The following is a 26,805-nucleotide window of genomic DNA, read 5'->3' as shown; positions in this document are numbered from 1 at the left end:
GTCAATGATATTATTTATAACTTCTTTGTGTTAATTTAACGTTTTCGAAAACTAACTCTTCTTTATGAAGAACCTCTGGTTGATTTTCACCTTTAAATTCCCAAGCAGATACATAAGTAAACTCTTCGTCAATACGTAGAGCCTCACCTTCTTCAGTTTGCGATTCTAAGCGGAAGTGACCACCACAAGATTCTCTGCGGTTTAATGCATCATCAACCATTAATTCACCTAATTCGATGAAATCAGCGACACGGCCAGCTTTTTCAAGCGACATGTTTAACTCTTCATTTTCACCTAATACCTTCGCATTTGACCAGAATTCTTTTTTCAAGTTTTGGATCAATCCTTTAGCTTTAGTTAATCCTTCAGCAGTACGGGCCATACCACAGTATTCCCACATGATCAAACCTAATTCTTTATGAAGATCATCTACAGTTTTAGTACCATTTAAGGCTAATAATGCATTGATTCTAGTTTCAACCTCTTTGCGAGTTTCTTCAAATGCTGGATGATTTTTATCAACAGGAGCAAAAGAACCTAAGTTTGCTAGATAATCTCCAACAGTATAAGGAATTACAAAGTAGCCATCTGATAGTCCTTGCATTAAAGCAGAAGCACCTAAGCGGTTAGCTCCGTGATCAGAGAAATTACATTCTCCTAATGCATATAATCCAGGAACTGTTGTCATTAAGTTGTAATCAACCCAAACACCACCCATAGTATAGTGAACAGCAGGGTAGATACGCATAGGTTGTTTGTATGGATTCTCGTCTGTAATTTGGTAATACATATCAAATAAGTTACCATATTTTTCACGGACAGTATCTTCTCCTAAACGACCAATTGCTTCTGCAAAGTCTAAGAATACAGCAACTCCGGTTTTACCAACACCACGTCCTTCATCAACTGCTTCTTTAGCATTACGGGAAGCAACGTCACGAGGTACTAAGTTACCAAATGATGGGTACTTACGTTCTAAGAAGTAATCCCTATCTTCCTCTTTGATATCAACAGCTTTTAATTCTCCTTTTTGAAGTTTTTGTGCCAATTCAACTGTTCTAGGAACCCATACACGACCATCATTACGCAATGACTCTGACATCAACGTTAATTTTGATTGATGATCACCAGTAACAGGAATACATGTTGGGTGAATTTGTGTATAACAAGGATTTGCAAATAAAGCACCACGTTTGTGCGCTCTCCAAGCAGCCGTTACATTACATCCCATAGCATTAGTAGAAAGGAAGAAAACGTTACCGTATCCACCAGTACATAATAATACAGCATGACCTTCATGTGATTCGATTTTACCAGTAACTAAGTCACGAGTTACGATACCACGCGCCTGTCCATCAATTTTAACAAGGTCAAGCATCTCATGACGAGTGTATGATTTCACTTTACCTTTATGTATCTGACGGTTTAAAGCCGAATATGCACCTAATAATAATTGTTGTCCAGTTTGACCACGCGCGTAGAAAGTACGTGATACTTGCGCACCACCAAATGAACGGTTATCTAATAAACCACCATATTCGCGAGCGAAAGGAACACCTTGAGCAACACATTGATCGATGATATTTGTAGACACTTCAGCTAAACGATATACGTTTGCTTCGCGAGCACGGTAATCACCACCTTTGATTGTATCATAGAATAAACGGAAAACAGAGTCACCGTCATTCTGATAATCTTTTGCCGCATTGATACCACCTTGAGCCGCGATTGAGTGTGCGCGACGAGGTGAATCTTGATAACAGAAAGTTTTTACATTGTAACCTAATTCTGCTAAAGAGGCAGCTGCAGAAGCTCCTGCCAATCCTGTACCAACAACGATAATTGTAAATTTACGTTTGTTAGCAGGGTTAACCAGCTTCATTTCAAATTTATGTTTTGACCATTTTTGAGCCAATGGCCCCGCAGGTACTTTTGAATCTAACATATCTTATATTTTATTTATTAGATCGTGCCTTATAGCACCATCCTAAAATATTGTTAACGGAAATAGAAATATAATGGCATCGCTGCAAATAGGATTGGAATAATTACACCAAATACCCATACACCAATAAATTGAACCAATCCAATGTATCTTTTGTGATTGAATCCAACTGTTTGGAAAGCAGATTGAAAACCGTGGATTAAGTGGAATGCTAAAGCAGCCATCGCAATAACATACAAAGCTACCAAACCAACATTCTTGAATGCATAATCTACTTGTTTATACAAGTCACGTGCTTTCACAATTTCAACACCATTTTCAGAAACGATAGAATAATCATGAAAATCTGCAGCTTGGATTTCTTGATGTGTGGTAACACCTGTCGATAGATCTGTACGATACTCGATGTAAGGTGTTTGGTCATTATGGTATTTCCACCAAAAATTTGACATGTGCGTCGCCAAGAATACCAAAATAACAGTACCTAAAATCCCCATGTTACGTGAATTCCACTTGCTGTTTGCGCTTCCATCATAAGATGCGTATCCAATAGGACGTGCAGCCTTGTTTTTTAATGAAATCACGATGGCATAGATCACGTGAATGATTACTGATGCATACAATAAATAAGACACAACCTTAATAGGGGTAAAATGCGTCATGAAATAAGCGTACTTGTTGAACGCTAAACCCGCGTCATCTTTAAATAACTGCAAGTTTCCAATCAAGTGAACGATTAGGAACATACATAAAAAAAGTCCCGTTAAGCTCATGATTAGCTTCTTCCCGATTGAAGAACTTAAAACTGGCTTTGATTTACTCATTATCCTTTGTAATTTAATTTAATTAGGCAAATCTACTATTTGATATTAAATATGATACAATTTTGACAAGAAAAAGAAGTAATTTAGAACTATTCTAAATCTTTCATAAAAAAGGCTCGCTAATTTTGATAGCAAGCCCCTTGTCGATTGTTTTATAAGTCTATAAACTAAACAAACGGTAGCCTAGACCAATACTCCACATGTTGATTTTTGGATTTGCTTGACTATCGTTGACTTTGTTCAATCCCATTTCGTAACGTAGATCCACACGCAAACTCGAAACATCAGCACCTACACCAAATGCCCACGCAGTATTTGTTTTTTTATAGCTATTTGGGTCTAGATTAGCAATTGCTTTATCTTGTTTATCGTCTACTTTAAAAGAAAATATGGGCCCAGTTTGGATTCGTGCACCAATCGGTCCCAAACCAAAGCGTTTTCCCAAAAGTACAGGGATATCAACAGAAGTAAATTTCACATCTGTTGTTTCTCCACCATCTGTTTTCACAGTGGTGTTTTTGCCAGTAATGTAAATCTCAGGTTGAACATGGAAACCTAATATACCAACACGTCCATAAAGACCCGCCTGATATCCGGCTTTGTTGTCTGAATTGAAATACTTACCATCACTTTTAAATTTAGAAAAGTTTAAGGCACCTTTTAAACCGATTTCGACTCCAGGTAACAATTGCGCATTAGCAGTAGCAACACTTCCGCAAATTAATAGTAATGCAGGTAAAATTTTCTTCATAACTGTTATTTTCTATATAAATTGTATCTTTAACTAAACTATCATCAAGTTTAAAAAATATAAGCAAATTTTATACCTAAAAAATGATAAGGCTCAAAATAACAACATCTGATTGGAATATCGCGAAAGAAAAAATAAAAAGAAAATATAATCATCTGAATGATGCAGATTTATTGTTTGAAGAGGGGCAAGAAGAAAAACTGATCAAGCATTTGATGATTCGTCTCAATAGAGATCGAGAATATGTCTTATTTACGCTATCCAAGTCATTAAGTAATATAGAAAGTAATCGTTTATAATGGAAGAAATATCTTGGAGTGATTTTGAAAAAATTGATTTACGTGTTGGTACTATCCTGGCGGTAGAAGATTTTCCAAAAGCACGAAAACCAGCCTACCAACTAACAATTGATTTTGGTTCTATCTTAGGTATCAAGCAAAGTAGTGCACAAATTACGGTGCACTATAGCAAAGAAGAGTTAGTGGGCAGACAAGTGGTGGCAGTTGTTAATTTTCCAAGGAAACAAATTGCCAATTTCTTTTCCGAATGCTTAGTAACTGGATTTGCAGATGAGCAGGGAGATATTATTTTAACAACTGTAGAAAAGAAAGTACCAAATGGTGCTAGATTAATGTAATATGCGATATATTGATTTCGAAGGAACATCTGTAGACAATGCGGATGATTTTTTTATGCAACAAGCCCTCAAAGAGGCTCAGATAGCATTAGCTGCGGGAGAGGTCCCAATTGGTGCAGTTATTGTTCATAAAGGCAACATAATAGGAAGAGGACACAATTTGACACAACGCCTTAACGATGTAACTGCTCATGCCGAAATGCAGGCATTTACTGCAGCAGCAAACCACTTAGGAGGTAAATATTTGGTTGATTGTACACTTTATGTTACTGTAGAGCCCTGTGTAATGTGTGCTGGTGCAGCCTATTGGACGCATATAACAAGAATTGTCTTTGGAGCCAAGGACGAGAAAAGAGGTTATTCGCAGTTCCATGATAAAATTTTACATCCCAAAACTATTGTAGAATCTGGAAAGCTCGGTGAAGAATGTGCTGAGCTCGTTAAATCATTTTTTCGTCAAAAACGGTATTAAGTATGAGATTATTTCATACTGAAACGAAACATAAGACTATATTAAACGTTATATTTGCATATAATAATCTTTTAAATAATCACAAAAATAAATAATTATGGCATTTGTATTAGAAGCGTTACCATACGCGTCAGACGCATTAGAACCACATATTGATCAAGCTACTATGGAAATCCACCATGATAGACATCATCAAGCATATGTAGATAACTTAAATAAAGCAATTGCTGGCACAGAAGCAGAAAACTTGTCTTTAGAAGATATCGTTAAAAATATCAGTAAATACCCTGCTGCAGTTCGCAATAACGGTGGTGGTCATTATAACCACAAATTATTCTGGACAGTATTAGGTCCAAATGCTGGCGGTGAACCTACAGGTGAATTAGCAACAGCTATCAATGAAACTTTCGGTTCTTTTTCAGAATTGAAAACACAATTGCAAAATGCTGGTGCTACTCGTTTTGGATCTGGCTGGTCTTGGTTAATTGTCAATGCTGAAGGTAAATTACAAGTTACTTCTACTCCAAATCAAGATAATCCATTGATGGATGTTGCTGAGGTAAAAGGTACACCTATTTTAGGAATTGATGTTTGGGAACATGCATATTACTTAAAATTCCAAAATAAACGCCCAGCTTACTTAGAAGAAATTTTCAATGTGATCAACTGGGATGCAGTAGCCGAAAATTATGCAGCAGCTAAATAATTTTTAGCTTTTGTCTAACTCATATGAAGCGGTAAAATGATCACATTTTACCGCTTTTTTAATTTGTAATCGTATGAATATCATTAATCGTTACATCCATCTTTTTGCATTATTTGCGATTTGCAGCTTATGGTTATCATGCCAGCCCTCCGCTACAAAAAATCAAACAGCATCTTTTGACCACTTACCCGATATGCAGTCCGGAAAACTGGATACCGCTACTTTTGCAGCAGGTTGTTTTTGGTGTGTAGAGGCACAATTCAAAACACTGGAAGGAGTAGAACAAGTGATTTCGGGATATACTGGAGGAAAAACAAATAATCCGACTTATGCCCAGGTAAGTACAGGAGCAACGGGATATGCAGAAGCTATCAATGTGATATATGATCCTAAAAAAATTAAGTTTGACACCTTATTGGAAGCATTTTTTATAGCGCATGATCCAACACAGCTAAATAGACAAGGAAATGATTTAGGGACTCAATATCGTTCAGCCATATTTGTTCATGATAAACAACAATTATCAAAAGTCAATTATTATTTGCAAAAGTTGAAAGAAGAACATCTTTATGAAAGTCCTATTGTAACCGAAATTGTGCCTTACACTATTTTTTATAAAGCAGAAGATTATCATCAGGATTATTATGCCAATAACCAAGATGACCGTTATTGTCAATATGTGATTAAACCAAAATTGGAAAAGTTTAAACATATTTTTACCAGTACGGCCAAAGACTAATTGAATAATTGGAACTCGGATTAAAATCTTGTAAATTTATTCTGAATTTTAATAAACTCATTGAAATTCAGGTTTTTGAAAATATAAAATTATTACTATGATAAAAGGATTTTTTAATGTACCTACACCCACAAATGAGCCAGTTTACTCATATGCTGTTGGTACTAAGGAACGTAAATTATTAAAAGCAGCTATCGATGAGGCACGTGCCAAGCAAGTTGACGTTCCGATGTATATTGGCGGAGAAGAAGTACGTACAGAAAATAAAGTATCGATCAATCCACCGCATGATCACCAACACCTTTTAGGACACTATAACCAAGGTACAAAAAATCATGTAACAGACGCTATCAATGCAGCTTTAGCAGCTAAAAGCGATTGGGAAAACTTACCATGGGAAGATCGTGCAGCTATCTTTTTGAAAGCAGCAGAACTAGCATCTACAAAATACCGTTACAAATTGAATGCAGCAACGATGTTGGCGCAATCAAAAAATCCTTATCAGGCAGAAATTGATGCAGCATGTGAGTTCACCGACTTTTTACGTTTCAACGTACAGTACATGACTGAAATCTATGCACAACAACCTCCTGTATCAGGTAAAGGAGTATGGAATCGTCTTGAGCAACGTCCGTTAGAAGGTTTTGTTTTTGCTTTGACACCTTTCAATTTTACAGCCATTGCAGGAAACTTACCGTCATGCGTTGCTATGATGGGTAATGTCGTCGTATGGAAACCATCTAATGCACAGATTTATTCTGCACAAGTATTGATGGAAATTTTTATTGAAGCAGGTTTGCCAGCAGGTGTGATCAATCTTGTATATGTGTCAGGACCTGATGCCGGAGAGGTAATCTTCAAACACCCAGATTTTGCTGGTATCCACTTCACAGGTTCTACAGGAGTTTTCCAAGATATATGGAAAACAATTGGAGAGAATATTCACCTTTATAAAACGTACCCAAGAATTGTTGGAGAAACTGGTGGTAAAGATTTTATTTTAGTTCACCCAACAGCTGATTTACAGGTAACTAACACGGCATTAGTTCGCGGTGCATTTGAATACCAAGGACAAAAATGTTCAGCAGCGTCACGTGCTTATGTTCCTGCATCCATGTGGCCAGCATTGAAAGATGCAATGACTGCAGATGTGAATTCATTCAAAATGGGTGGAACAGAAGATTTTACAAACTTCATCAATGCAGTTATTGATGAGAAATCATTTGATAAGATTACAAAATATATTGACCGTGCAAAAGAATCTGCTGATGCTGAAGTTGTGATCGGTGGAACATATGATAAATCTAAAGGTTACTTTATTTCTCCAACTGTTATTGTAGCTAAAAAATCAGATTACGAAACCCTATCAGAGGAATTATTCGGTCCTGTTTTAACAATTTTTGTTTATGAAGACGAGAAGTGGGAAGATACATTGGAGATTGTTGACAAAACATCTATCTATGCATTAACAGGTTCAGTTATCGCTAAAGATCGTTATGCTATAGCACAAGCAACACATGCATTACGCAATGCTGCGGGTAACTTCTATGTCAATGACAAATGTACAGGAGCTGTAGTAGGTCAACAGCCATTCGGTGGAGCTCGTGGTTCAGGTACTAATGATAAAGCAGGTTCTATGATCAACTTACTACGTTGGGTATCCCCACGTACGATCAAAGAAACTTTTAATCCAGATACCAATTACAAATATCCGTTCTTAGAAGAGGGCGAATAATCAAATTGTATTTATAATAACAGAAGAGGCGTTTACTTAAGTAAACGCCTCTTCTGTTATTACACGATAGTAGTTTTATTTTTGGAGCTGCCCCACAATATCGCCGTTATCCTTAATCATTTTTATATCCAAGGATTTTTTATTAGCATGTACATCGATCACCGTTCTTTCCCCAGTCTTAGGGCCGCCTCCAATAAATAATGTATAGTTATGGTCTTGGTCAGGGGGGTGATAACCATATTGGTGTGTATGACCTGTAATCATCGCATCAATTTTATATTTTTGAAACAATGGATGAAAGGTTGATCGGTTATGTAATGTGCCGTGCCAATCATCAGCGTGGAAAATAGGAATGTGGCTGACCACTACCGTATGTTGAGCTGATTTTCTTTCTTTTGATTGCAATACTTGTTCTAACCAAACCGCCTGTTCTTTGCGATAGTTATCATAATCTACAGTCCCACCATATACTTGATGAGTATCGGGCTTATCCTCTCCACTGTCTAATAGAATCCAATAAATAGGTCCCAATTTGAAAGATTGATAAAATTTATTTTCTGGATAACCAAAATACTTCTTGAAAATACGCGAAAATGAGCCCCTAGTTTCATGATTTCCTCGATTCATGATAAAAGGTTTACTCGTTTCAAAAAATGAAAAGGGTTGTAGCAGTTTTTCGGTGATGTCATTCTGGTTGCTTACATAATGAAATGAATCTCCATTTAGAATTGCAAAATCATATCTATCTGTATCTTGATGAGGTACTAGGTCTTTGTATGTATTCTTTACTTCATGCACATCGTTGTATATCAGGCAGCTGATCTGATCTTGGTCTTTTTTCGCTAATTTCGCAGAAAAAATATCCGATTTAATTTCCTCGCCATAAACAATTTTATAAGCCTCAAATTTTAGAACTTCCTTAGCTACAATTCTATATTTAAATATCCTTGGAGCATCAATTATGGTGAATTTAAATAAATCAGTATTTGCTTCTAACATACCATCTTCACTTTGATATATTTTGCTCTTGATCTGATTGTTGTCATCTAAGATTTCTAGCCAAGCAAATGCTGGTTTACTAACAATTGAAAAGATGCTTATGTTACTATTGATTTGATTTTGTAGATATGCGGGAACGATAAAATCAAATTTTACGCTATCGACTCCGTTATTTTTTTCATCGGCAAGACTTATGTTTGGTAGTGTGATGCCTGCAATAGTTAAGGTTTCGAGAAATTTTCTTCGGTTGATACTCATGAGATATTATTGGGCATTAATTTCAACATATACAGGTCTGTGATCACTGGCGTATGTTTCAGATAAAACATGATGATTTTTAAATTTAAATTGATTTCCTTTATTTACCATGATATAATCAATTTCACGATCAGGATCTACTTCAGGTATTGTAAATCCATTTTTGATTTGACTTCGTGTAAATATTTGTTCTAAATTGCGGATAGGTTCCTCTTCTGGCTCTGCGTTTAGATCTCCAACTAAAATAACAAGTTCCTGATCATTTTTAAACTTATCTATGATAAAAGCTGTTTGTGCCAGTCTATTTTCGTTTTTGAGATCAAGATGTGTATTTGCAAATTTGATTGTCCTTCCATTTAATTTAATATGGATGATGCCTAAACTTCTTTTTTCACTCGCAATAGGAGAGGGAAGCTCCAAGCGTTCGGTTTTTACAATAGGATATTTCGAAAGGATGACAGTGCCATATTCACCTGCATCAAGGTTAATTCCTTTAGAGAAAAAGTAATGCATACCCGTAAGTTCAGCTAATTTTTTCGCTTGATCGATATTTTGAGAACGATCTAAGTTAACATCAATTTCTTGTAAGCCCACTAGGTCAGCATGTGTTCTTTTGATAATAGCAGCAATAGTATCTAAATTGATAACAGTTTCATTTTCACTAGGAGGATTCGCGTGATGGATATTATAAGTCAATATCTTTAATTGCTGTGCTGCAAGTCCGAACGAACTACAACATAAAATGGAAAGAATGAAATAAGGAAAGATATGATTTTTCATTGGCAAAGGTTTTAAAAATAAATATAGCCATTCTTTTGGGAATGGCTATACCTAAATTATTTATATTATATAAAATTAACCTTCTTCTAAAACGAGGTTAGGATCTACACCCGAAACTTCAGCTCTGATCTTAGCTTCTAACTCATCTGCTAAATCTGGATTATCATGCAATAGGTTTTTTACAGCATCGCGACCTTGACCTAATTTCGTTTCGCCATAGCTAAACCATGAACCCGCTTTTTTGATGATATTATATTCAACACCTAAATCGATGATTTCACCAACTTTAGAAATACCTTCTCCAAACATGATATCAAATTCTGCTATACGGAATGGAGGAGCTACTTTGTTCTTAACAATTTTTACTTTTATACGATTACCCGATACTTCATCAGAATCTTTGATTTGAGAAGTACGGCGAATGTCTAAACGGACAGATGCATAAAATTTCAATGCGTTACCACCAGTAGTCGTTTCAGGATTACCAAACATAACTCCAATTTTTTCACGAAGTTGATTGATAAAAATACAACAGCAGTTTGTTTTTGAAATGGTACCCGTTAACTTACGTAAAGCTTGAGACATTAAACGTGCTTGAAGACCCATTTTTGAATCACCCATTTCACCTTCAATCTCCGCTTTTGGTACTAAAGCAGCTACCGAGTCAATAACGATAATGTCAATAGCTCCAGAACGAATTAAGTTATCTGCAATTTCTAAAGCCTGCTCCCCATTATCAGGTTGTGCAATTAATAAATTTTCTACATCAACCCCTAATTTCTGAGCGTAATATTTGTCAAAAGCATGTTCCGCATCGATGAACGCTGCAATCCCGCCTGTCTTTTGAGCTTCAGCAATGATATGGGTCGCTAGGGTTGTTTTACCAGAAGATTCAGGACCATATATTTCAATGATACGTCCTTTAGGTACACCACCGATGCCTAATGCGATATCTAGACCTAAAGAACCTGTAGAGATAGATTCGATAGCCTCAACAGTAGTATCTCCTAATTTCATAATGGCACCTTTGCCATATGATTTTTCTAATTTATCTAATGTAAGCTGTAACGCTTTTAATTTATCTGGGTTGCTCATATTTTTAGTATTGTTGATTCAAAAGTACACAATAGTTTTTAATTCACAAAATATTTTTACTAAAAAAATTAGTCTATATTTTTTAATTGACGCTTTCCTTGATTTCTTTTACTTGATGCGTCTTTTCAAAGTATTTACACATATAAGTAATGGCACATTTATCACATTGTGGTTTTCGAGCCAAGCAAATGTATCGACCATGTAATATTAACCAATGGTGCGCGATTGCAATAGTATGTTCGGGTAAATATTTGACTAATTGCTTTTCTACTGCAAGAGGTGTGGTGGCACGGCTCGTTAATCCAAGTCTATTACTCACACGAAACACGTGTGTGTCGACAGCCATAGCAGGCTTGTTATACACCACTGATGAGATTACGTTTGCTGTTTTCCTACCTACACCAGGCAGTTTGATCAGGTCCTCAATTTTTTCTGGAACTACTGAGTCAAATACATCGACCAGCATTTTAGCCATACCAACTAAATGTTTCGCTTTATTATTAGGGTAACTGACCGAACGGATATAAGTAAATACTTCATCCACACTGCTATTGGCCAAAGCTTCAGCATTAGGAAACTGTTGAAAAAGTTTAGGAGTTACCAGATTGATTCGTTTATCGGTGCATTGAGCAGATAAGATAACAGCTACTAATAATTCATAGGGATTGCTATAGTTTAATTCCGTTTGCGCATCTGGGCTATTCTTAGAAAAATATTCTACAAAAGCTTTATATCTATCTTTTTTCAACATATCTACCAAAGATAGTTAAGTTTTTAAAAAATAAAAAAGGCTTAATCTCCCGACTAAGCCTTTTTAGTAACTACCGATTTTGAATAATTCAAAATATTTTCAATGCAAGAATCACTTGGATTCATCATGATATGGGGTAGCTGAAGTTTTAATTGTTGCTCTACATCATCATCAGAAAATTTTGTTTCTGTTTCGATGTTTTTAACTTCATGTTCAGTTGTAAAGTTTTCGACCATACGCAATCGTTGTTGTTATCGTTAAATTTATTAGTAAAACGTAAAACAAGATGCAAATATTATGTCAATATTTTATTTTTTCTTTTTTGTGATATATTCATTTGCTTTTTCCACTGCCGAATATGCATTTACGATACCACCAGAAAGGGATATATCAGATAATTTAACCGTTTTAAAAGATCCATCTTCTAATTTAATTCGCACCGTGTCTTCTAGTTTTGTAACAGAATTCATGATAATTTCCTTTGTTTCCAAAGCTGTTAATGCCGGATAGTAAGATCGCAACATGGCAGCAAGCCCAGCTACAACAGGAGCAGCCATACTGGTGCCTTGTTCTTCTTTATACTCCGAATGAGGCGTTGTTGAATTGATGTATAATCCGGGAGCAAACACATCGACTGAAGTCTTGCCGTAATTAGAAAAACTGGCAAGAAGTTCCTCATCTTTACGCGGGCCAGTTGCACCAACAGTAATCCATGCATCAGCAACTCCACTTATTGCACCTACACTATCAGTAAAAAATTTATTGGGGTAGTTAGGTGATCGATCATTATTCTCACTATCATTACCTGCCGCATGCACGAGTAATACATCTTTTGACATCGCATATTGTACCGCCTGATCTACTGTTTGTTTATTATAAGTATAGCTCTTGCCAAAACTCATATTAATTACTTTTGCACCGTTATCCACTGCATAACGAATACCATTAGCGACATCTTTATCCCGCTCATCACCATCTGGCACTAGGCGGACAGATAAAATCTTGACATTATCGGCCACGCCTTTAATACCAATTGTATTTGTCCGATCAGCAGCAATGATACCAGCAACATGCGTACCGTGTAGCGCATCAGATCCGGTTACATCCGGATTACCATAATGATATTCAGTGGCGTCCTCATAGTTATCCCCAACAATGGAACGCGGATCATAATCTTTATTTAAATGATAAGCAATTTGATTTCCAAAATAATCAGCTCCTTCTTTTAAGTCCTGATAAAATTTAGCAAATCCACCGGCTTTTTCGATCTCTTCTTTAGCGATTCTGATGGCTATTTTTTGACGATTGCCAGCAGGGTTAAGACTGTCCAGGTCTGCTATGGTGATTTGTGATTTATCTTTATTGATGCCTTTTACTAGATTATCAATATTCTCTTTGAGGGCAACATAATTCATGGCACCATATTTAGCATCATCTAATTTTTCATTATAGGTTGCTACCATTTTTAAATACGCATTGTAAGCTCTTTTCTCTTGATCAGTTAATACTGTCGCAGCAGTTACTCCACTGTATTTTGGTGCATCTTTACGGAGCAGTCTGGTCAGCTCTAAATTATCAAACTGTACATTTTCTCCCTTGGCATTACCGATAAAATTCCATCCATATCGATCATTGATAAATCCATTTTTGTCATTATCAATACCATTAGATAAACTATCCTTAACATTAATCCAGACGACATTTTTCAGATCTTCATGATTGACATCAACCCCACCATCCAGCACGGCAACAATTACAGGAATTGATTTTTTACCTTTTAATAGACTTTCATAAGTTTTTTCTGTACTTATACCTAAAACACCATCTTTCTCATAATCTAAATTAAACCAATTTTCAGGTACGCTTTTATGATCTTGAGCATTTCCCAAAACTGGGGTCAGTCCTATAGCAAATACATAAAGTAATCTTCTTAAATTCATCTGTTGATATTTTGATCTTGTTACGATCTGCAAATATAATGCTAGGAAGGGGCTTAAAATGTTAATTTTTATTAAATAATGCGAATACATCCTTATTTTTACTTTTTGTATAATTCCGAATTTTATTTGTTTATTCAGCATTATCTCATCAGTAAAAGCATAATAAGTATGATTATTTTAAATAGTATAGTAGGAGCCGTTTCAGCACAACAGTCTGACATCAAAGGGTTAAAAAAAGAGGCCATATTACCTCCTATAGCTCAAGTCAAACCGCACCTGAGAAATATTCATCATGATCAGACAGTAGATGATTATTATTGGATGAATGATTTTTTTAAGAAAGGACCAGATGCAGATTTGGTCATTGACTATTTAAAAAAAGAGAATGATTATACCGATACCGTGCTAAAACCTACTGCGGTATTGCAAGAGCAACTGTTTCAGGAGATGAAAGCGCGTATTAAGGAAAAAGATGAGTCCGTTCCTTATCTAAAAAATGGATATTATTATTATACCCGTACAGAAGAAGGAAGACAATATTTTAAGTTTTGCAGGAAGAAAGATCAGCCTAATGCTAAAGAAGAAATTCTGCTCGATATTGATGCTATGGCAGTGGGTTATGCCTATTATTCTGCTACTGGCTTCTCGATAAGCCCGGATAACAGTCTGATGTCTTTTGGTGTCGATACCGTATCACGAAGAGAGTATACCATATACATTAAAAATTTACTTACAGGGGAGATCTATAAAGATGAACTGCATAGAACATCTGGGAGTTCCATCTGGGCTAAGGATAATAGAACGCTATTTTATACAGCAAAAAATCCAATTACACTATTGAGTGAAAAAATTAATAGACATACATTGGGAACCAATTCGGAGGATGACGTGACCGTATATAACGAAATTGATAATACCAATTACATTGGTGTCAGCAAATCCAAGAATGGTGAATATATATTTATTCAATCGGAAGGAACACTTTCATCAGAGGTTTTATACCTCAAGTCTGATCACCCCAATGGAGATTTTCAAGTATTTCAACCGAGAATAAAAGATGTGCTCTATCAGGTTACAGCTTTAGAAGACCGCTTTCTGATTGTCACAAATGATGATGCTATAAATTTTAAAGTCATGCAGTGCCCTCTTGAAAATACGAATAAAGCGCATTGGACAACATTTATTCCTCACCGCGAAGACGTATTAGTAAGTGATATCGATGAATTTAAAAGCTATTTGGTCATTTCCGAACGTAAAGATGGATTGTCTCATATCGCTATACATAACTTGACTACTAAGGAGCAGTATTATCTTGATTTTGGAGAAGTTGCATATACGGTTTATCCCAGTACTAATGTGGAATATCATACCGATAAATTGCGTTACGGTTATACCTCGTTAGTCACACCTCCTTCTACCTATGAGTATCATCTAGCCACTAGAGAAAAATCTTTATTGAAGCAACAAGAAGTTGCTGGAGGTTATGATGCAAGTGCGTATACAACAGAGCGGATCTTTGCAACATCAAAAGAGGGTATTCGCATTCCCATTTCCCTTGTCTATAAAAATAGTACTAAGAAAGATGGCTCAGCACCATTACTATTATATGCGTATGGTTCTTATGGTTATGCGATGGACCCGACATTTAACAGCGCTAGATTAAGCTTATTAGATCGTGGTTTTGTCTATGCAATTGCTCATATCCGCGGCGGAGAGGAAATGGGAAGAAAGTGGTATGAGGAAGGAAAAATGATGAATAAGATCAATACATTTACCGATTTTATTGCCTGTGGTCATTATTTAATTGATCAAAAATTGACTAGCATAGGACACCTTTATGCTCAAGGAGGAAGTGCGGGAGGACTTTTGATGGGAGCAGTAGCCAATATGGAACCAAAGCTATGGAATGGCATCATTGCACAGGTCCCGTTTGTCGATGTAGTCAATACGATGTTAGATGAAGGCATCCCCCTGACGACTAATGAATACGATGAATGGGGAAATCCAAATGATAAAGAAGCTTATCAATATATGAAGAGTTATTCACCATATGAAAATATAGAAGAAAAAGAATATCCAAACCTATTAGTCACGACTGGGCTACACGATAGTCAAGTGCAATACTTTGAACCAGCAAAATGGGTCGCAAAGTTACGAAAGATGAAAACGGATAATCATATATTATTGTTGAAGACCGATATGGAATACGGACACGGAGGAGCTTCAGGAAGATTTGATTATCTTAAAGATATTGCGCTTAACTATGCCTTTTTGTTTGCCTTGGAGCATATTGAAAAATAGATCATAAATAAAATAAAGCGCCCCTGGCGCTTTATTTTATTTATGATTCAAACTATCCATCTTCTCATCATGTTCTATTTGTCTAGAATCAATTTGATGTTGTTGATAATTGTCGATCGCAACTTTACTCGCTTTTTGGGAAACATATATAGCAAGTATAGCAATTACAGTAATAAGCGCTATTCCCCAAGCATACTTTTGTTTATCTTGTCTAACTAACCAATACATAAAAATAAAGTATGGGATACCAAAAATGCAATAGAAAATGATACTAGGTGTGTCCATATGACGTTGTGTACTAATGGTAAACTTTATATATTCACCGATGAAGTACAAAATTATCTAATTTTAATGACAATACTAAAAGTTTCTATTTCTTTATTTTTTTTAAACATTGATGGGAAGTTATTAAAGAATATTGATTTTTATTAGGATATTGGTTTTTTTATTTATCATTTATTCATTGTAGTAAATTGATTTAAGTAGTTGATTTAGAGGTTTTATATTCCATATTTTGCTCTTTTTATTGTTTTTTGTCATTTTATAAAAAATGAGCAGTATTATTGCCGAAAAGAAAAAAATTATTTTATACATTTGCACCGTCACATTAGAAGACGATAACTGGAAAATGAAGAATAACAATATATATAAGTTCTCTCAGCTGCATGCTTTTGAAAAGTTTGCATTAAGGGGATATTGTTGTTTTATGTTTATGGAGATTCCGGTTCTTCGCTTTCGACGACCCATACTACCTCGGGCTTGATATGAGGTAGTAATCTTTCTTTTTAGTAATATCATCAGGTCCGATGATGGCGCTCCACGATTTTATTAATTGTTTTTTCATAACAAAACGCAATTTCGATTGTTCGTTTTATTATTTGGGTCGTAAGTCAATGACTATTTCAGAATTTTTAATTATTCCCGCAAAACCTGAGCATGTAACATATGCTGAGCAGATTTGCAATGAAATGTTCGAGTCTGCAAAAGCTCGGGGTACTGGTATTGCTCGTCGCAAGCCAGAGTATGTTGCCAATAAAATGATCGAAGGTAAAGCAGTAATTGCTTTACATAAAGATGGTCGATGGGCGGGCTTTGTCTATATAGAAACTTGGGGACACGGTGATTATGTTGCCAATTCCGGATTAATTGTCAACCCCGAATTTCGAAAAGTAGGTTTGGCCAAAGCAATTAAAAAAAGAGTTTTCGAATTATCCCGAGAAAAATATCCTCATGCTAAGATATTCGGTCTAACAACCGGTTTAGCGGTTATGAAAATTAATTCCGAATTGGGATATGAACCTGTAACGTATTCCGAATTGACACAGGATGAAGAGTTTTGGAAAGGTTGTCAAAGTTGCGTGAATTACGATATTTTATTGAGTAAAGACCGTAAAAACTGTATGTGTACAGCGATGCTTTGGGATCCTGTAGATAAGGAACGTGAATTGAAAGAAAAAATTCAGCGAAAAGCAGAAGCAAAAGAAAGATTAGAGCGTATTACGCAAAAACAATCTCTATTGAAGCGGATAGAAGCAAAATTATGGAAATCAGCAAAAAAGTTCGTTGCGGTCAATTTCCATAAGAGTAAAAAAGTAGTTAAGGAGTTTTAAGTTTTTTATATTTTTGATCAAACCTCTAGGAGAGGTTGATCAACGAATTAATCCAAAAAGATGAAAAAAGTAGTTTTAGCATTTAGTGGCGGGTTAGATACATCATTTTGTTGTATTTATTTGACACAAGATTTAGGTTTAGAAGTTCACTCAGTAGTAGTTAACACAGGTGGTTTCTCAGATGAGGAATTAAAACAAATTGAAGCGCGTGCTTATGCTTTAGGTGTAAAATCGCACACAGCTATTGATGAAACGCAAGACTATTACCGCGAAACTATCAAATATTTAATCTTTGGTAATGTATTGAAAAATGCAACTTATCCATTATCCGTTTCAGCAGAACGTGTTTGTCAAGCCACAGCTATTGCCAATTATGCGAAGAAAATTGGAGCCGAATGCGTAGCACATGGTTCTACAGGTGCAGGTAACGATCAAGTACGTTTTGATATGATCTTCCATACCTTGATTCCAGGAGTTGAGATCATAACACCAATCCGTGATTTACAATTATCACGTGAAGATGAAATCGAATATTTGAATAAACATGGTGTTGAGTATTCAGCAGAAAAAGCAAAATACTCCATTAATAAAGGTCTTTGGGGAACTTCAGTAGGAGGAGCCGAAACATTGACTTCTAATCAATATTTACCAGAATCTGCTTGGCCAACGCCCGTTACTTCTACAGAACCTCAACAAATCACGATTGATTTTGTAAAGGGTGAACCAACAGCGTTGAATGGAAAAACATTAGATGCCGTACGTGTTATTCAAGAATTGCAAGCATTGGCTCAACCTTATGGTATCGGTCGTGATATCCATGTCGGAGATACCATTATTGGTATCAAAGGCCGTGTTGGATTTGAGGCTGCTGCATCAGTAGTATTGATCAAAGCACATCATGCTTTAGAAAAACATACCCTGACCAAATGGCAATTATCTTGGAAGGACCAGATTGCAGGATTTTATGGCAATTACATGCATGAAGGACAGATGCATGATCCCGTTATGCGTGATATCGAAGCATTCCTAACATCAACACAAGAAGCTGTAACAGGAAAAGTAATTGTCGAGTTGCATCCATATCGTTTTATTGTGATCGGTATTGAATCGGAACATGATTTGATGTCTAATAAGTTTGGAACATATGGCGAGATGAATGCTGGATATACTGGAGATGACGTAAAAGGATTCTCTAAAATATTTGGTAATCAAACCATTATTTGGCATAAAGTCAACGGAAAATAAAGATATATAAATTCGATTATTCGAATTCATTAATTTTTTCTTAAAAAAAAGTAATGGATCCCAAACTCATCATTTGAGATAGGGATCCATTTTTAAGTTCCATTGGTTTCACTGATAGATCATGGAATGAAAGCAGATATTAGGTACATGCATGCCTAGTCCAATTAATAATCTAAATACTAAAAAATGATAAAAGTAGGAATAGTAGGATCAGCAGGATATACAGGAGGTGAATTATTACGTATATTGATATACCATCCAGAAGTTGATATTGTATTTGCCAACAGTGCTTCCAATGCTGGAAATAAAATCTATGAAGTACACCATGACTTATTTGGCGATACCGAATTAACTTTTTCTTCAGATTTTCATTCCAATATTGACGTGTTATTTTTGTGTGTAGGTCACGGAGATGCACAGAAATTCTTAGATGCAAATCCAGTAGATGCATCAGTAAAAATTATTGATTTATCTCAAGATTTCCGCCTAAAATCAAATACTTCGTATCAAGGTCTGCAATTTGTTTATGGTCTACCAGAATTGAATAGAGAACTTATCAAATCAGCACAATATATTGCCAATCCAGGTTGCTTTGCAACGAATATTCAATTAGCACTATTACCATTGGCATATAAGGGAATATTACCAGACCAGATCCATATCAATGCTACAACAGGTTCTACTGGGGCAGGACAGAAGCCTGGAGCAACTACGCACTTCTCATGGCGAAATAATAATCTATCAGCCTATAAATCATTTGAACACCAACATTTACAGGAAATATCAGAATCTTTAGCACAGTTGCAAGATGGATTCCTTCCCCAGTCCGATCAATCATTGTTAGAACGTGCAGCAGAGAAAATCAATTTTGTTCCACAACGTGGTGATTTCACCAGAGGAATATTTTCGGTGATATATATTGATTCAGATTTATCGGAAGAGCAGGCTTATGAGTTGTATGAAGATTATTATGAAGGGCATCCATTTACACATGTTAGTCGTAAAAATATTGATCTGAAACAAGTTGTCAATACAAATAAAAGTATCATTCATTTAGAAAAACACGGTAACAAATTGTTAATCTTAAATGTAACTGATAATTTGTTAAAAGGTGCATCAGGACAAGCAGTACAAAATATGAATTTAATGTTTGGTTTAGACGAAAGAATAGGATTAAATTTAAAAAGTGTAGGATTCTAAATCTATTCCAAAATATTATATAATTGAAAAGCGAAGACCATCATAGCCTTCGCTTTTTTTATTGTATAAGCAATTAAATAATAGTCTTATTCATTTTATTACGATCACTAATGCTGACCAAAACCTCTCCTTATTGTATCCAACATTACGTTTTGTTCAGCAATTCCTTTCAAGTGCAAATCGATAGCGATTTTTTAATGCTGATAGTCGCATTTCCAGTATTATCGTCCTAATAAATATATTATCCCTTCTTTCGTATCACCTTTGATAGTCTTTTGATTGTTAAGCTCTTCCCTCACGGTCAACATCAAAAATCATCCAAATGATATAAAAAATGTGATAAAAATAGCCTTTAAGATAGGCTCATGGGCTATAACGCATTTATCCTGAGAATAAATCAACTTATGTAATACATAAACTTTTGCAATCGATTGTGTAGTTTGCGCAAACGATTTCGTGTGCTTACGATGCTTTTGTATTTAAATTAATGTTATATAATTGTTACTAACTATCAATTATTAACGCTTTTAAATAGCGAATAGCCGCAGCTTATTATACTAACCATAAGAGTTGCATTTTTAATTTTTAAGCCTAAATTAAAATCGGATGAAAAGACTTTTTTGTTTTTTATTTCTTGTCCCGATGTTGCAAAAAACGCATGCCCGTTCTTGGGATATGTGGCGGATGCAGCAAGACACTTCTGAAATAAGCGAAGTGGATCAACAGCTTTTGCGAGGGAGGTTAAAATCCTTGTTGCAAAAGAAATCGGTCAAGGATAGCCTCAATTTCAAGCAGGTGGAGACCTTACCTTTGGTAAGTATTTCCGAAGTATTGAAAGGTCAAGTTTCTGGACTGTATGTCCAAGAGTCCAGTGGAGAACCGGGTTCTATCAAGAACATGGTTATCCGAGGACTAGGGAGCCCGCTCTTTGAAACTAAAGATGCCATCAATGTGCAACCTGCAGTTTACATCAATGGTGTTCCTATCGCTCGAGAGAACAACTTTACGTATTCTATTCAACAATATCAATTCAATCGGATAGGTCCAGCAACAGATAATTTCGCAGGCATTGATTTATCTGCTATTGAATCGATTCAAGTGATTAAAGATCCAATTGAATTAGCAAAACTAGGACCTCTTGCTGCTAATGGTGCCATTTGGATTTTAACTAAGCCTGGAAAAGAAGGGAAGCGTGAAATTAATTTTGATGCTTATGTAGGTTTGGCAACAAAACCCACTGTAACACCTGTAAATGCACAATATGAAAATCTATTTAGGTCTTCATTCTACAGTAAATATGCCTCTACATCCGATCGATTAGCTTATCCAGGTTATTTGAGTGACTCGACCAATGTTAACTATTACGGTCCAGCAAATTGGAATGAAGAATATTATAAGACAACTCCCATTTATGGCGGAAACTTGGGAATCCGTGGCGGTGGAGATCGTGCCAATTTTGCTTTTATGGGCGGGTACGTTAAAAATGCCAGTTCAGCAGATAAAACAAATTTTGAACGTTACAATGCGTTATTCAACGTCAATATGGCGCCCTTCAAATGGTTTAATTTTGGAACAACAATCAATGCAAGCCGTAGTCTAAGAGACCGTAATAAAAGCTTAAGAGACCGTTTTGGAGAAGCCTCATACGTTCCAGATTTATCTGTGCCGATTTCTCCCAATAAAGAGATGTACGGAGAATATTTATCCATGTATGATAAAGCACTGGATAATAATTCTGTCAATATGCTTAATGTATTAGTCAATTTAGATTTATATCTACTTCCTAATTTGAAATTTAATTCCAGCCTAGGTATTGATTATTCAGAGGGTGCTAGACAAGCCTTCTTTCCTAGTTCTTTGATGGAAACCAACAATTATATGTCAAGTTATTTTGGATTTAATCAACGTTTGGTTTTTAATAATTCTTTGAATTATAATATTGCCGTACAAGATAAACACAAATTCAATTTCACCTTAGGATCAACTTATACACAAGATTTATACCGCTACAATTATTCACGCGCATACGATGGACCCAATGATTTTATCAAAGTCAATGTTGTTGATGGAAATTCTAACAATGCAGGTTATCTAACACCAGTTGGAGGTTTATACGTCAACCGCTGGTCGAATCGCGAAGACTTTAGATTACATTCCTTGTATCTTTCAGGAGAATACAGCTGGAATAATAAGTTAGAAGTAAATGCTGTTTTACGTTACGATGGATCTTCCACCATGCAGCCCGATTCTAGGTGGATCACCACTCCCGCATTTGCGGCAAAATATCACTTTATTCCAGAAGCCAATGACGGATTATGGAATCATTTTGATGTAAAAGCATCGTGGGCTAGAATAGGAAAGCCTATTTTTACAAGTAAATATGCCATTGGTCCAAATTATACTGCAGATCTAAATTGGGGTTCTGAAAAATCACTCGTTTCCTACAATGGTTTTGCAGTAGCCTCACGCCCTTATTCCGAAGGATGGGTAGGATATGATATCAAGTGGCCTTACAGTGATCATGCTGAGTTGACTTTTGACGGATCATTGCTTGATAAACGCTTCGATTTTGCATTATCGCTTTATCAAAAGAAGGATGTCAATCAATTGATCAATACACCAATACCAGCAGAGTACGGTTATAGTGGTCAGATTATTAATGGTATGACTGTTCAAAATAGAGGCGTGGATTTAAATCTAGGCGCACAAATACTCCATAATCCAACTGCACTTCAATGGAAAACTTCATTAACATTAAGCTATAATCAAAATAAACTGACAGCATTACCTGAAGGTCGTAGCGAACTGGTGGTAGGCGATCGCTTATTGAAAGTTGGTCACGCGATTGATCAATTTTGGTTATATGAAAATGAAGGTATTTATAACGAAGAATCAGACATTCCAGTACAGAATGGTCAAAAGCTACAATTTGATGGTGTAAATTTCGCTGTTGGCGATCCACGTTGGAAAGATCAAAATGGTGATTTCCAAGTGAATGATGAAGATCGTGTCATGAAAGGTAATGCGATGCCTAAAATTGTTGGAGCATTCCAGAATCAATTTAATTATAAAGGATTTGACCTTAATTTTCAATGGTATTTCGCTCTAGGGCATAAAGCAATGAATCAACGTGCCTCCAATAAATACGATTTCATCAATACAGAAAATACCAATTCGTTAGAAGGTATCCGTGAAGTATTCCATTGGCAACAAGATGTTGATATCAGTAAGTATCCTATTTATAATCCATGGAGTTCGATTGTAGCCTACCGTGTTGATCAAGATCTATTTTTAGAAAACGCATCCTTCCTAAAGCTGAGAGCACTCAGTGTGGGGTATGATCTTGCCCACCTTAACTCCATTAAAGATAAGGTCAAGACGATACGCAGAGCCTATGTTTATGTATCCGGAACCAACCTATTGACCATTTCCAAATTTTCTGGAAAAGATCCTGAATTGGTGGACTTCAATGGCTACTATACGGGATATGGTCTGCCATTGTCTCCCATGATTTCTATGGGAATCAAATTGGAACTATAATATCATTATGCTGTAAAAGATGTTAAAAATGAAAAGATTTAATCAATTGGGAGTTGTCATGTTAATGGGACTAAGTGTTCTAATTTCAGCAACTTCCTGTAATAAAAAATTGGATATTGTATCATCCAGTTTAGGTTCCGAAAGCAAAGAATGGGCTTCCATTTCAGACACACGTGCGCACCTTATGGGGATGTATGGATTGATGCGTGCTGCAACATCCAATAGCTATGCACATTGGGTCTATGGAGAAATGCGATACGGAGATTTCACCGCCTATTCCCGAGCTGACTTACGGAGTGTTCAAGAAAATAAGTTGAAAGCAGCTTATCCTTTGGTCAAAGATTTAACCGATTGGAGACGCTTCTATGCCGTTATCAATGCTGCATCATTATTTATAGAAAGAGCGCCGCAGGTGATGGAAAAAGATAGGCGGTATACAGAGCGCGATTTAAAATTTGATATTGCACAAGCTAGAACTATTCGCGCGTTCATGTATTTCTACATGGTACGTATCTGGGGTGAAGTTCCATTGCTGAAAGACTCTTATGATAATGGAAGTTTTGCCGAAGTAGGTAAATCCTCAGAAGCGACAGTACTGGCTTTTGCTGAAGAAGAGCTTTTAAAAGCAGCCGAAGAATTGCCCTACGTATATGGTGCAGGAACACAAACTTATTATGGTGAAAACTCCAGTGTATGGGTAGGTGTTTTAGTCAATAAATTGACCGCATATTCTTTGTTAGCACATGTTGCTGCTTGGCAAGGTAAATATATTAATGCTGATGTGTATGCTAAATTTGTTGTCGATAACTATACAAGAGGAGGATTAGAGATTCTCTCTGTGCCCAATATTGTCAATCCTACAAATGGCTTATTTGGTCCTAGTACACGAGCGCAGATCTTAGCCATACGCTCATCGTATGAATTAGGTGAAGCCACCAATACAGGACATATCGAATCCCTGACATTAGGCTATCCAATTGTTACGAAAGCTAAGCCAGACATCTATATCTCTCGCGATACCATCAATCAAGTCTTTGATGATGTCAATGACACACGATTTGGAATAGATTCAGTGTCTGGGCTGGTTCGGACCAATTATTTTAGCAATTACAATGGCGATATTCCTATTTTCTCTAAAATAAAGGTGATTCGTGATGGTAGTGGTGATTCTGATTTCTCCATTTTTGGATCAAATCTCGTGTTTACACGTCTGGAAGAAATGATTCTATTACAAGCAGAAGCTAAAGTGGTCTTAGGGCAACGTGACGATGCAATCAAGTATTTAAATCAGATCAAATCTGCACGTGGGTTGAAACCTTATATCTCCTCCTCTCCAAATGATCTATTGGAAGAGATTTTTCTAGAGCGTCGTCGTGAACTGATGGGAGAAGGCTGGAGATGGTACGATCAAATTCGTTTAGCAAAAATCAAAAAGAATAATCAAACCATTAATGATTTGATTACCAATGGCGGAATTTATTGGCCTATTTCAGCAGATGTATTGTCCCGAAATTCAAAATTACAACAAAATAATTATTGGAAATAACTTAGCAATATATCAAGATGAAAAGACAATTATATACCATATTTTCCTTTTTTATACTGATAATAGGCTTTTCCTCCTGTAAAAAAGGAAACACCTATTATGAAGATTATCAGCTAAAAGACACTGAGTTTAAAGGAACCACATTAAATTTTTTAGAAACGCAGGGCACGAGCTATGACTCGTTATTATTCGCGTTAGAACGTGTTCCAGACTTGAGACGTAAGTTAAACGCAACAACCGATACCTTGACATTCTTTGCTATGAGCAATAGTAGCTTTACTAATGCCATAGAAGCTATGAATGCCGTAAGAATGGCAGCCAATAGAAATCCCCTTTATATCGAAGATATTCCTCAATTGATACTAGATAGTTTGTTATATCACTACGCTTTTAACGGCAATTATAACACCAATTATTTAAAAGATTTCAGAGAAGGTAGAGAAATTAGAAGTATTGATGACTATCGTATGAATATGATGTATACCGTTACATCAGCATCTGGAATCACCAATGGGGGACAACAGCAGATTAAACTGAGCGATATGAACAATTCCATTTTTCAACGTTACTGGCAGGAAAGTAATACTTCGGTTGTCAACGTGAAGACAACCAATGGAACAGTTCATATTTTAAGTCCCAGTCATAACTTCGGGTTCAGTAAACTAGCCAAATTATTAAATAAATAACATGAACATAAAATTTTACAATCCACTCAAACAAGTTGCATTGTTCGGTCTAGGGCTGTTCGTGTTGGCTTCTTGTAAGAATAATATTCCAGATGATATTGATTCATTAGGGCAGGATATTGTCTATAGTAACAATGAGATTACCCCCATTTTAGGGAGAAATACATTTTACAATAATCTGGTCAGTATAGGACAGAATACATCGCAGCCTTTAACATTTAAAATGGTCAATATTCGGGATATTGACGGTCAACCAGCGACGATTTTCAATGATAAATTACCCGTAACAGTCTGGAAGGAAAGTTACAATGGTTTAGAAAAATCAATTGCTGAAATTAATGCTAAAAGGAAAACCGAATATCGTCCAATTTTAGAAGTCTTAGAACATTCCGGTAATATAAATTTTTGGGGAGAATCTGCAAATGCAGGTTTTATAAAAGCACAGCCTGATTCTGGATATGTTTTTGACATCGAGGTAAGTAATACTGGTGGACGTCGTTATATCCGCAATTTCAAATTAAAACCTTTTCGCGAGAGACCCTATGAACCCAGTATCATAGATCCCATTACTGGATTATCTATGCTTCCCTACACTTGGCCTCAGAATATGAGGAATATGTTAGGAAATCGTACTAAGAAACCCATGTTCAATTCGGATGTCAATGTATATTTCAATAAACTGGAAAGTAAAGGTGCTGGGTCTAGCACATTAACCATTAGCTTCTTAGATTCTTTAAATAATCCTATTGATCCAGCAAAGTTTAACGCAACCAATTGGGAAAAATTGGTGCATGGCTTTAAGCATCGTTTTGAAAACAAAAAAGTAGTTTATGATGTCGCCTATCCAATTCCTTTGGCTCCGATAGAGACCGACTATGCACCAAATGGAAGAGAAGCATATATGCAATTTAAATATCGGAGAATTGGAAATTTTGGTCAATTGGAAGACTGTTATTTTGGATTTTATTTTGCCATTTATGAAGCTGGAGATTGGGAAATCCAGTTCCGATTCCCCAATGAATCTCCTTTGTTTGATTGATAATAG

General features: G+C 36.0%; 24 protein-coding genes. 14 read left to right on the top strand and 10 right to left on the bottom strand.

Going from position 1 to position 26,805, the window contains the following annotated elements:
• Window positions 1–10 precede the first annotated feature (10 nt).
• The 3 genes from C8N37_RS11925 to C8N37_RS11915 all read right to left on the bottom strand — a co-directional run bounded on the left by C8N37_RS11925 (window position 11) and on the right by C8N37_RS11915 (window position 3,520).
• Complete coding sequence (locus tag C8N37_RS11925; RefSeq protein ID WP_045754626.1) at window positions 11–1,945, bottom strand: fumarate reductase/succinate dehydrogenase flavoprotein subunit; 1,935 nt, start codon at window positions 1,943–1,945, stop codon at window positions 11–13.
• A 53-nt stretch (window positions 1,946–1,998) separates the two neighbouring features.
• Window positions 1,999–2,769, bottom strand: coding sequence for a succinate dehydrogenase cytochrome b subunit (locus C8N37_RS11920; RefSeq protein ID WP_045754625.1), 771 nt, complete (start codon window positions 2,767–2,769; stop codon window positions 1,999–2,001).
• 160 nt (window positions 2,770–2,929) lie between these two features.
• Window positions 2,930–3,520: a porin family protein gene (locus tag C8N37_RS11915; RefSeq protein WP_108159129.1), complete on the bottom strand. Its 591-nt coding sequence runs from the start codon at window positions 3,518–3,520 to the stop codon at window positions 2,930–2,932.
• Between the two features lie 83 nt (window positions 3,521–3,603).
• Between C8N37_RS11915 and C8N37_RS11910 the strand changes: the two genes are divergently transcribed.
• The 6 genes from C8N37_RS11910 to pruA all read left to right on the top strand — a co-directional run bounded on the left by C8N37_RS11910 (window position 3,604) and on the right by pruA (window position 7,809).
• Window positions 3,604–3,819, top strand: coding sequence for a nucleoside/nucleotide kinase family protein (locus C8N37_RS11910; RefSeq protein ID WP_108159128.1), 216 nt, complete (start codon window positions 3,604–3,606; stop codon window positions 3,817–3,819).
• Window positions 3,819–4,157, top strand: coding sequence for a tRNA-binding protein (locus C8N37_RS11905; protein WP_108159127.1), 339 nt, complete (start codon window positions 3,819–3,821; stop codon window positions 4,155–4,157). Before C8N37_RS11910 ends, C8N37_RS11905 begins: the two co-directional genes overlap by 1 nt.
• Window position 4,158: 1 nt before the next feature.
• Window positions 4,159–4,629 (top strand): nucleoside deaminase, encoded by a 471-nt coding sequence (locus C8N37_RS11900; protein ID WP_108159126.1) that lies wholly within the window; start codon window positions 4,159–4,161, stop codon window positions 4,627–4,629.
• A gap of 97 nt (window positions 4,630–4,726) precedes the next feature.
• The gene (locus C8N37_RS11895; protein WP_108159125.1) at window positions 4,727–5,335 is read left to right on the top strand and encodes a superoxide dismutase; all 609 of its coding nucleotides are present in this window, start codon (window positions 4,727–4,729) and stop codon (window positions 5,333–5,335) included.
• 73 nt (window positions 5,336–5,408) lie between these two features.
• Window positions 5,409–6,074: a peptide-methionine (S)-S-oxide reductase MsrA gene (msrA, locus tag C8N37_RS11890; RefSeq protein ID WP_108159124.1), complete on the top strand. Its 666-nt coding sequence runs from the start codon at window positions 5,409–5,411 to the stop codon at window positions 6,072–6,074.
• A gap of 97 nt (window positions 6,075–6,171) precedes the next feature.
• Complete coding sequence (gene pruA, locus C8N37_RS11885) at window positions 6,172–7,809, top strand: L-glutamate gamma-semialdehyde dehydrogenase (RefSeq protein WP_108159123.1); 1,638 nt, start codon at window positions 6,172–6,174, stop codon at window positions 7,807–7,809.
• Window positions 7,810–7,884: 75 nt separating this feature from the next.
• On the opposite strand, the gene C8N37_RS11880 is transcribed toward pruA, so the two are convergent.
• The 6 genes from C8N37_RS11880 to C8N37_RS11855 form a co-directional block, all read right to left on the bottom strand.
• Entirely contained in the window at window positions 7,885–9,066 is a 1,182-nt protein-coding gene (locus C8N37_RS11880; RefSeq protein WP_108159122.1) for a metallophosphoesterase family protein, read from the bottom strand.
• 6 nt (window positions 9,067–9,072) lie between these two features.
• Window positions 9,073–9,846, bottom strand: coding sequence for an endonuclease/exonuclease/phosphatase family protein (locus C8N37_RS11875; protein WP_108159121.1), 774 nt, complete (start codon window positions 9,844–9,846; stop codon window positions 9,073–9,075).
• 75 nt (window positions 9,847–9,921) lie between these two features.
• Window positions 9,922–10,941, bottom strand: coding sequence for a recombinase RecA (gene recA, locus C8N37_RS11870; RefSeq protein WP_045754617.1), 1,020 nt, complete (start codon window positions 10,939–10,941; stop codon window positions 9,922–9,924).
• 82 nt (window positions 10,942–11,023) lie between these two features.
• Window positions 11,024–11,692, bottom strand: coding sequence for an endonuclease III (nth, locus tag C8N37_RS11865; RefSeq protein WP_045754616.1), 669 nt, complete (start codon window positions 11,690–11,692; stop codon window positions 11,024–11,026).
• 53 nt (window positions 11,693–11,745) lie between these two features.
• A complete protein-coding gene (locus C8N37_RS11860) occupies window positions 11,746–11,928 on the bottom strand; it encodes a hypothetical protein (protein ID WP_108159120.1) in 183 nt (60 codons plus the stop codon).
• Window positions 11,929–12,000: 72 nt separating this feature from the next.
• Entirely contained in the window at window positions 12,001–13,632 is a 1,632-nt protein-coding gene (locus C8N37_RS11855; protein WP_108159119.1) for a S8 family serine peptidase, read from the bottom strand.
• A 168-nt stretch (window positions 13,633–13,800) separates the two neighbouring features.
• On the opposite strand from C8N37_RS11855, the gene C8N37_RS11850 reads away from it, so the two are divergent.
• Window positions 13,801–15,933, top strand: a complete 2,133-nt coding sequence (locus C8N37_RS11850; protein WP_108159118.1) for a S9 family peptidase — start codon at window positions 13,801–13,803, stop codon at window positions 15,931–15,933.
• A 36-nt stretch (window positions 15,934–15,969) separates the two neighbouring features.
• Here the strand turns inward: C8N37_RS11850 and C8N37_RS11845 are convergent, their stop codons facing one another.
• On the bottom strand, window positions 15,970–16,161 hold the full coding sequence (locus C8N37_RS11845; RefSeq protein WP_228115712.1) for a hypothetical protein: 192 nt from the start codon (window positions 16,159–16,161) through the stop codon (window positions 15,970–15,972).
• Window positions 16,162–16,826: 665 nt separating this feature from the next.
• On the opposite strand from C8N37_RS11845, the gene C8N37_RS11835 reads away from it, so the two are divergent.
• The 7 genes from C8N37_RS11835 (at window position 16,827) to C8N37_RS11805 (ending at window position 26,799) form a co-directional block, all read left to right on the top strand.
• Entirely contained in the window at window positions 16,827–17,543 is a 717-nt protein-coding gene (locus C8N37_RS11835; RefSeq protein ID WP_108159115.1) for a GNAT family N-acetyltransferase, read from the top strand.
• A 60-nt stretch (window positions 17,544–17,603) separates the two neighbouring features.
• Window positions 17,604–18,788, top strand: coding sequence for an argininosuccinate synthase (gene argG, locus C8N37_RS11830; protein WP_108159114.1), 1,185 nt, complete (start codon window positions 17,604–17,606; stop codon window positions 18,786–18,788).
• A 186-nt stretch (window positions 18,789–18,974) separates the two neighbouring features.
• Window positions 18,975–19,988: an N-acetyl-gamma-glutamyl-phosphate reductase gene (gene argC, locus C8N37_RS11825; protein ID WP_108159113.1), complete on the top strand. Its 1,014-nt coding sequence runs from the start codon at window positions 18,975–18,977 to the stop codon at window positions 19,986–19,988.
• Between the two features lie 606 nt (window positions 19,989–20,594).
• Window positions 20,595–23,528 (top strand): SusC/RagA family TonB-linked outer membrane protein, encoded by a 2,934-nt coding sequence (locus C8N37_RS11820; protein ID WP_108159112.1) that lies wholly within the window; start codon window positions 20,595–20,597, stop codon window positions 23,526–23,528.
• Between the two features lie 28 nt (window positions 23,529–23,556).
• Window positions 23,557–25,074 carry a RagB/SusD family nutrient uptake outer membrane protein gene (locus tag C8N37_RS11815; RefSeq protein WP_108159468.1) on the top strand — a complete coding sequence of 506 codons (1,518 nt, stop codon included), beginning with the start codon at window positions 23,557–23,559 and terminating at the stop codon, window positions 25,072–25,074.
• 17 nt (window positions 25,075–25,091) lie between these two features.
• Window positions 25,092–25,760: a hypothetical protein gene (locus C8N37_RS11810; RefSeq protein ID WP_108159111.1), complete on the top strand. Its 669-nt coding sequence runs from the start codon at window positions 25,092–25,094 to the stop codon at window positions 25,758–25,760.
• Window position 25,761: 1 nt separating this feature from the next.
• Window positions 25,762–26,799, top strand: a complete 1,038-nt coding sequence (locus tag C8N37_RS11805) for a DUF5007 domain-containing protein (protein WP_108159110.1) — start codon at window positions 25,762–25,764, stop codon at window positions 26,797–26,799.
• The last annotated feature ends 6 nt before the right edge of the window (window positions 26,800–26,805 follow it).

The sequence above is a fragment of the Sphingobacterium faecium genome, from assembly GCF_003054045.1.
Lineage (GTDB): Bacteria > Bacteroidota > Bacteroidia > Sphingobacteriales > Sphingobacteriaceae > Sphingobacterium > Sphingobacterium faecium.
Note: the sequence above shows the minus strand (reverse complement) of the source record. Positions and strands in the feature narration are given on the sequence as shown.

What these genes read in the sequence shown, in the direction of transcription:
- C8N37_RS11910 (WP_108159128.1), top strand. Translation starts at nt 3,604, where the DNA reads ATGATAAGGCTCAAAATAACAACATCTGATTGGAATATCGCGAAAGAA.
- C8N37_RS11810 (WP_108159111.1), top strand. Translation starts at nt 25,092, where the DNA reads ATGAAAAGACAATTATATACCATATTTTCCTTTTTTATACTGATAATA.
- C8N37_RS11920 (WP_045754625.1), bottom strand. Translation starts at nt 2,769, where the DNA reads ATGAGTAAATCAAAGCCAGTTTTAAGTTCTTCAATCGGGAAGAAGCTA.
- pruA (WP_108159123.1), top strand. Translation starts at nt 6,172, where the DNA reads ATGATAAAAGGATTTTTTAATGTACCTACACCCACAAATGAGCCAGTT.
- argC (WP_108159113.1), top strand. Translation starts at nt 18,975, where the DNA reads ATGATAAAAGTAGGAATAGTAGGATCAGCAGGATATACAGGAGGTGAA.
- nth (WP_045754616.1), bottom strand. Translation starts at nt 11,692, where the DNA reads ATGTTGAAAAAAGATAGATATAAAGCTTTTGTAGAATATTTTTCTAAG.
- C8N37_RS11895 (WP_108159125.1), top strand. Translation starts at nt 4,727, where the DNA reads ATGGCATTTGTATTAGAAGCGTTACCATACGCGTCAGACGCATTAGAA.
- argG (WP_108159114.1), top strand. Translation starts at nt 17,604, where the DNA reads ATGAAAAAAGTAGTTTTAGCATTTAGTGGCGGGTTAGATACATCATTT.
- C8N37_RS11850 (WP_108159118.1), top strand. Translation starts at nt 13,801, where the DNA reads ATGATTATTTTAAATAGTATAGTAGGAGCCGTTTCAGCACAACAGTCT.
- C8N37_RS11820 (WP_108159112.1), top strand. Translation starts at nt 20,595, where the DNA reads ATGAAAAGACTTTTTTGTTTTTTATTTCTTGTCCCGATGTTGCAAAAA.
- C8N37_RS11805 (WP_108159110.1), top strand. Translation starts at nt 25,762, where the DNA reads ATGAACATAAAATTTTACAATCCACTCAAACAAGTTGCATTGTTCGGT.
- C8N37_RS11905 (WP_108159127.1), top strand. Translation starts at nt 3,819, where the DNA reads ATGGAAGAAATATCTTGGAGTGATTTTGAAAAAATTGATTTACGTGTT.
- C8N37_RS11900 (WP_108159126.1), top strand. Translation starts at nt 4,159, where the DNA reads ATGCGATATATTGATTTCGAAGGAACATCTGTAGACAATGCGGATGAT.
- C8N37_RS11925 (WP_045754626.1), bottom strand. Translation starts at nt 1,945, where the DNA reads ATGTTAGATTCAAAAGTACCTGCGGGGCCATTGGCTCAAAAATGGTCA.
- C8N37_RS11875 (WP_108159121.1), bottom strand. Translation starts at nt 9,846, where the DNA reads ATGAAAAATCATATCTTTCCTTATTTCATTCTTTCCATTTTATGTTGT.
- msrA (WP_108159124.1), top strand. Translation starts at nt 5,409, where the DNA reads ATGAATATCATTAATCGTTACATCCATCTTTTTGCATTATTTGCGATT.
- C8N37_RS11845 (WP_228115712.1), bottom strand. Translation starts at nt 16,161, where the DNA reads ATGTATTGGTTAGTTAGACAAGATAAACAAAAGTATGCTTGGGGAATA.
- recA (WP_045754617.1), bottom strand. Translation starts at nt 10,941, where the DNA reads ATGAGCAACCCAGATAAATTAAAAGCGTTACAGCTTACATTAGATAAA.
- C8N37_RS11880 (WP_108159122.1), bottom strand. Translation starts at nt 9,066, where the DNA reads ATGAGTATCAACCGAAGAAAATTTCTCGAAACCTTAACTATTGCAGGC.
- C8N37_RS11835 (WP_108159115.1), top strand. Translation starts at nt 16,827, where the DNA reads ATGACTATTTCAGAATTTTTAATTATTCCCGCAAAACCTGAGCATGTA.
- C8N37_RS11860 (WP_108159120.1), bottom strand. Translation starts at nt 11,928, where the DNA reads ATGGTCGAAAACTTTACAACTGAACATGAAGTTAAAAACATCGAAACA.
- C8N37_RS11855 (WP_108159119.1), bottom strand. Translation starts at nt 13,632, where the DNA reads ATGAATTTAAGAAGATTACTTTATGTATTTGCTATAGGACTGACCCCA.
- C8N37_RS11815 (WP_108159468.1), top strand. Translation starts at nt 23,557, where the DNA reads ATGAAAAGATTTAATCAATTGGGAGTTGTCATGTTAATGGGACTAAGT.
- C8N37_RS11915 (WP_108159129.1), bottom strand. Translation starts at nt 3,520, where the DNA reads ATGAAGAAAATTTTACCTGCATTACTATTAATTTGCGGAAGTGTTGCT.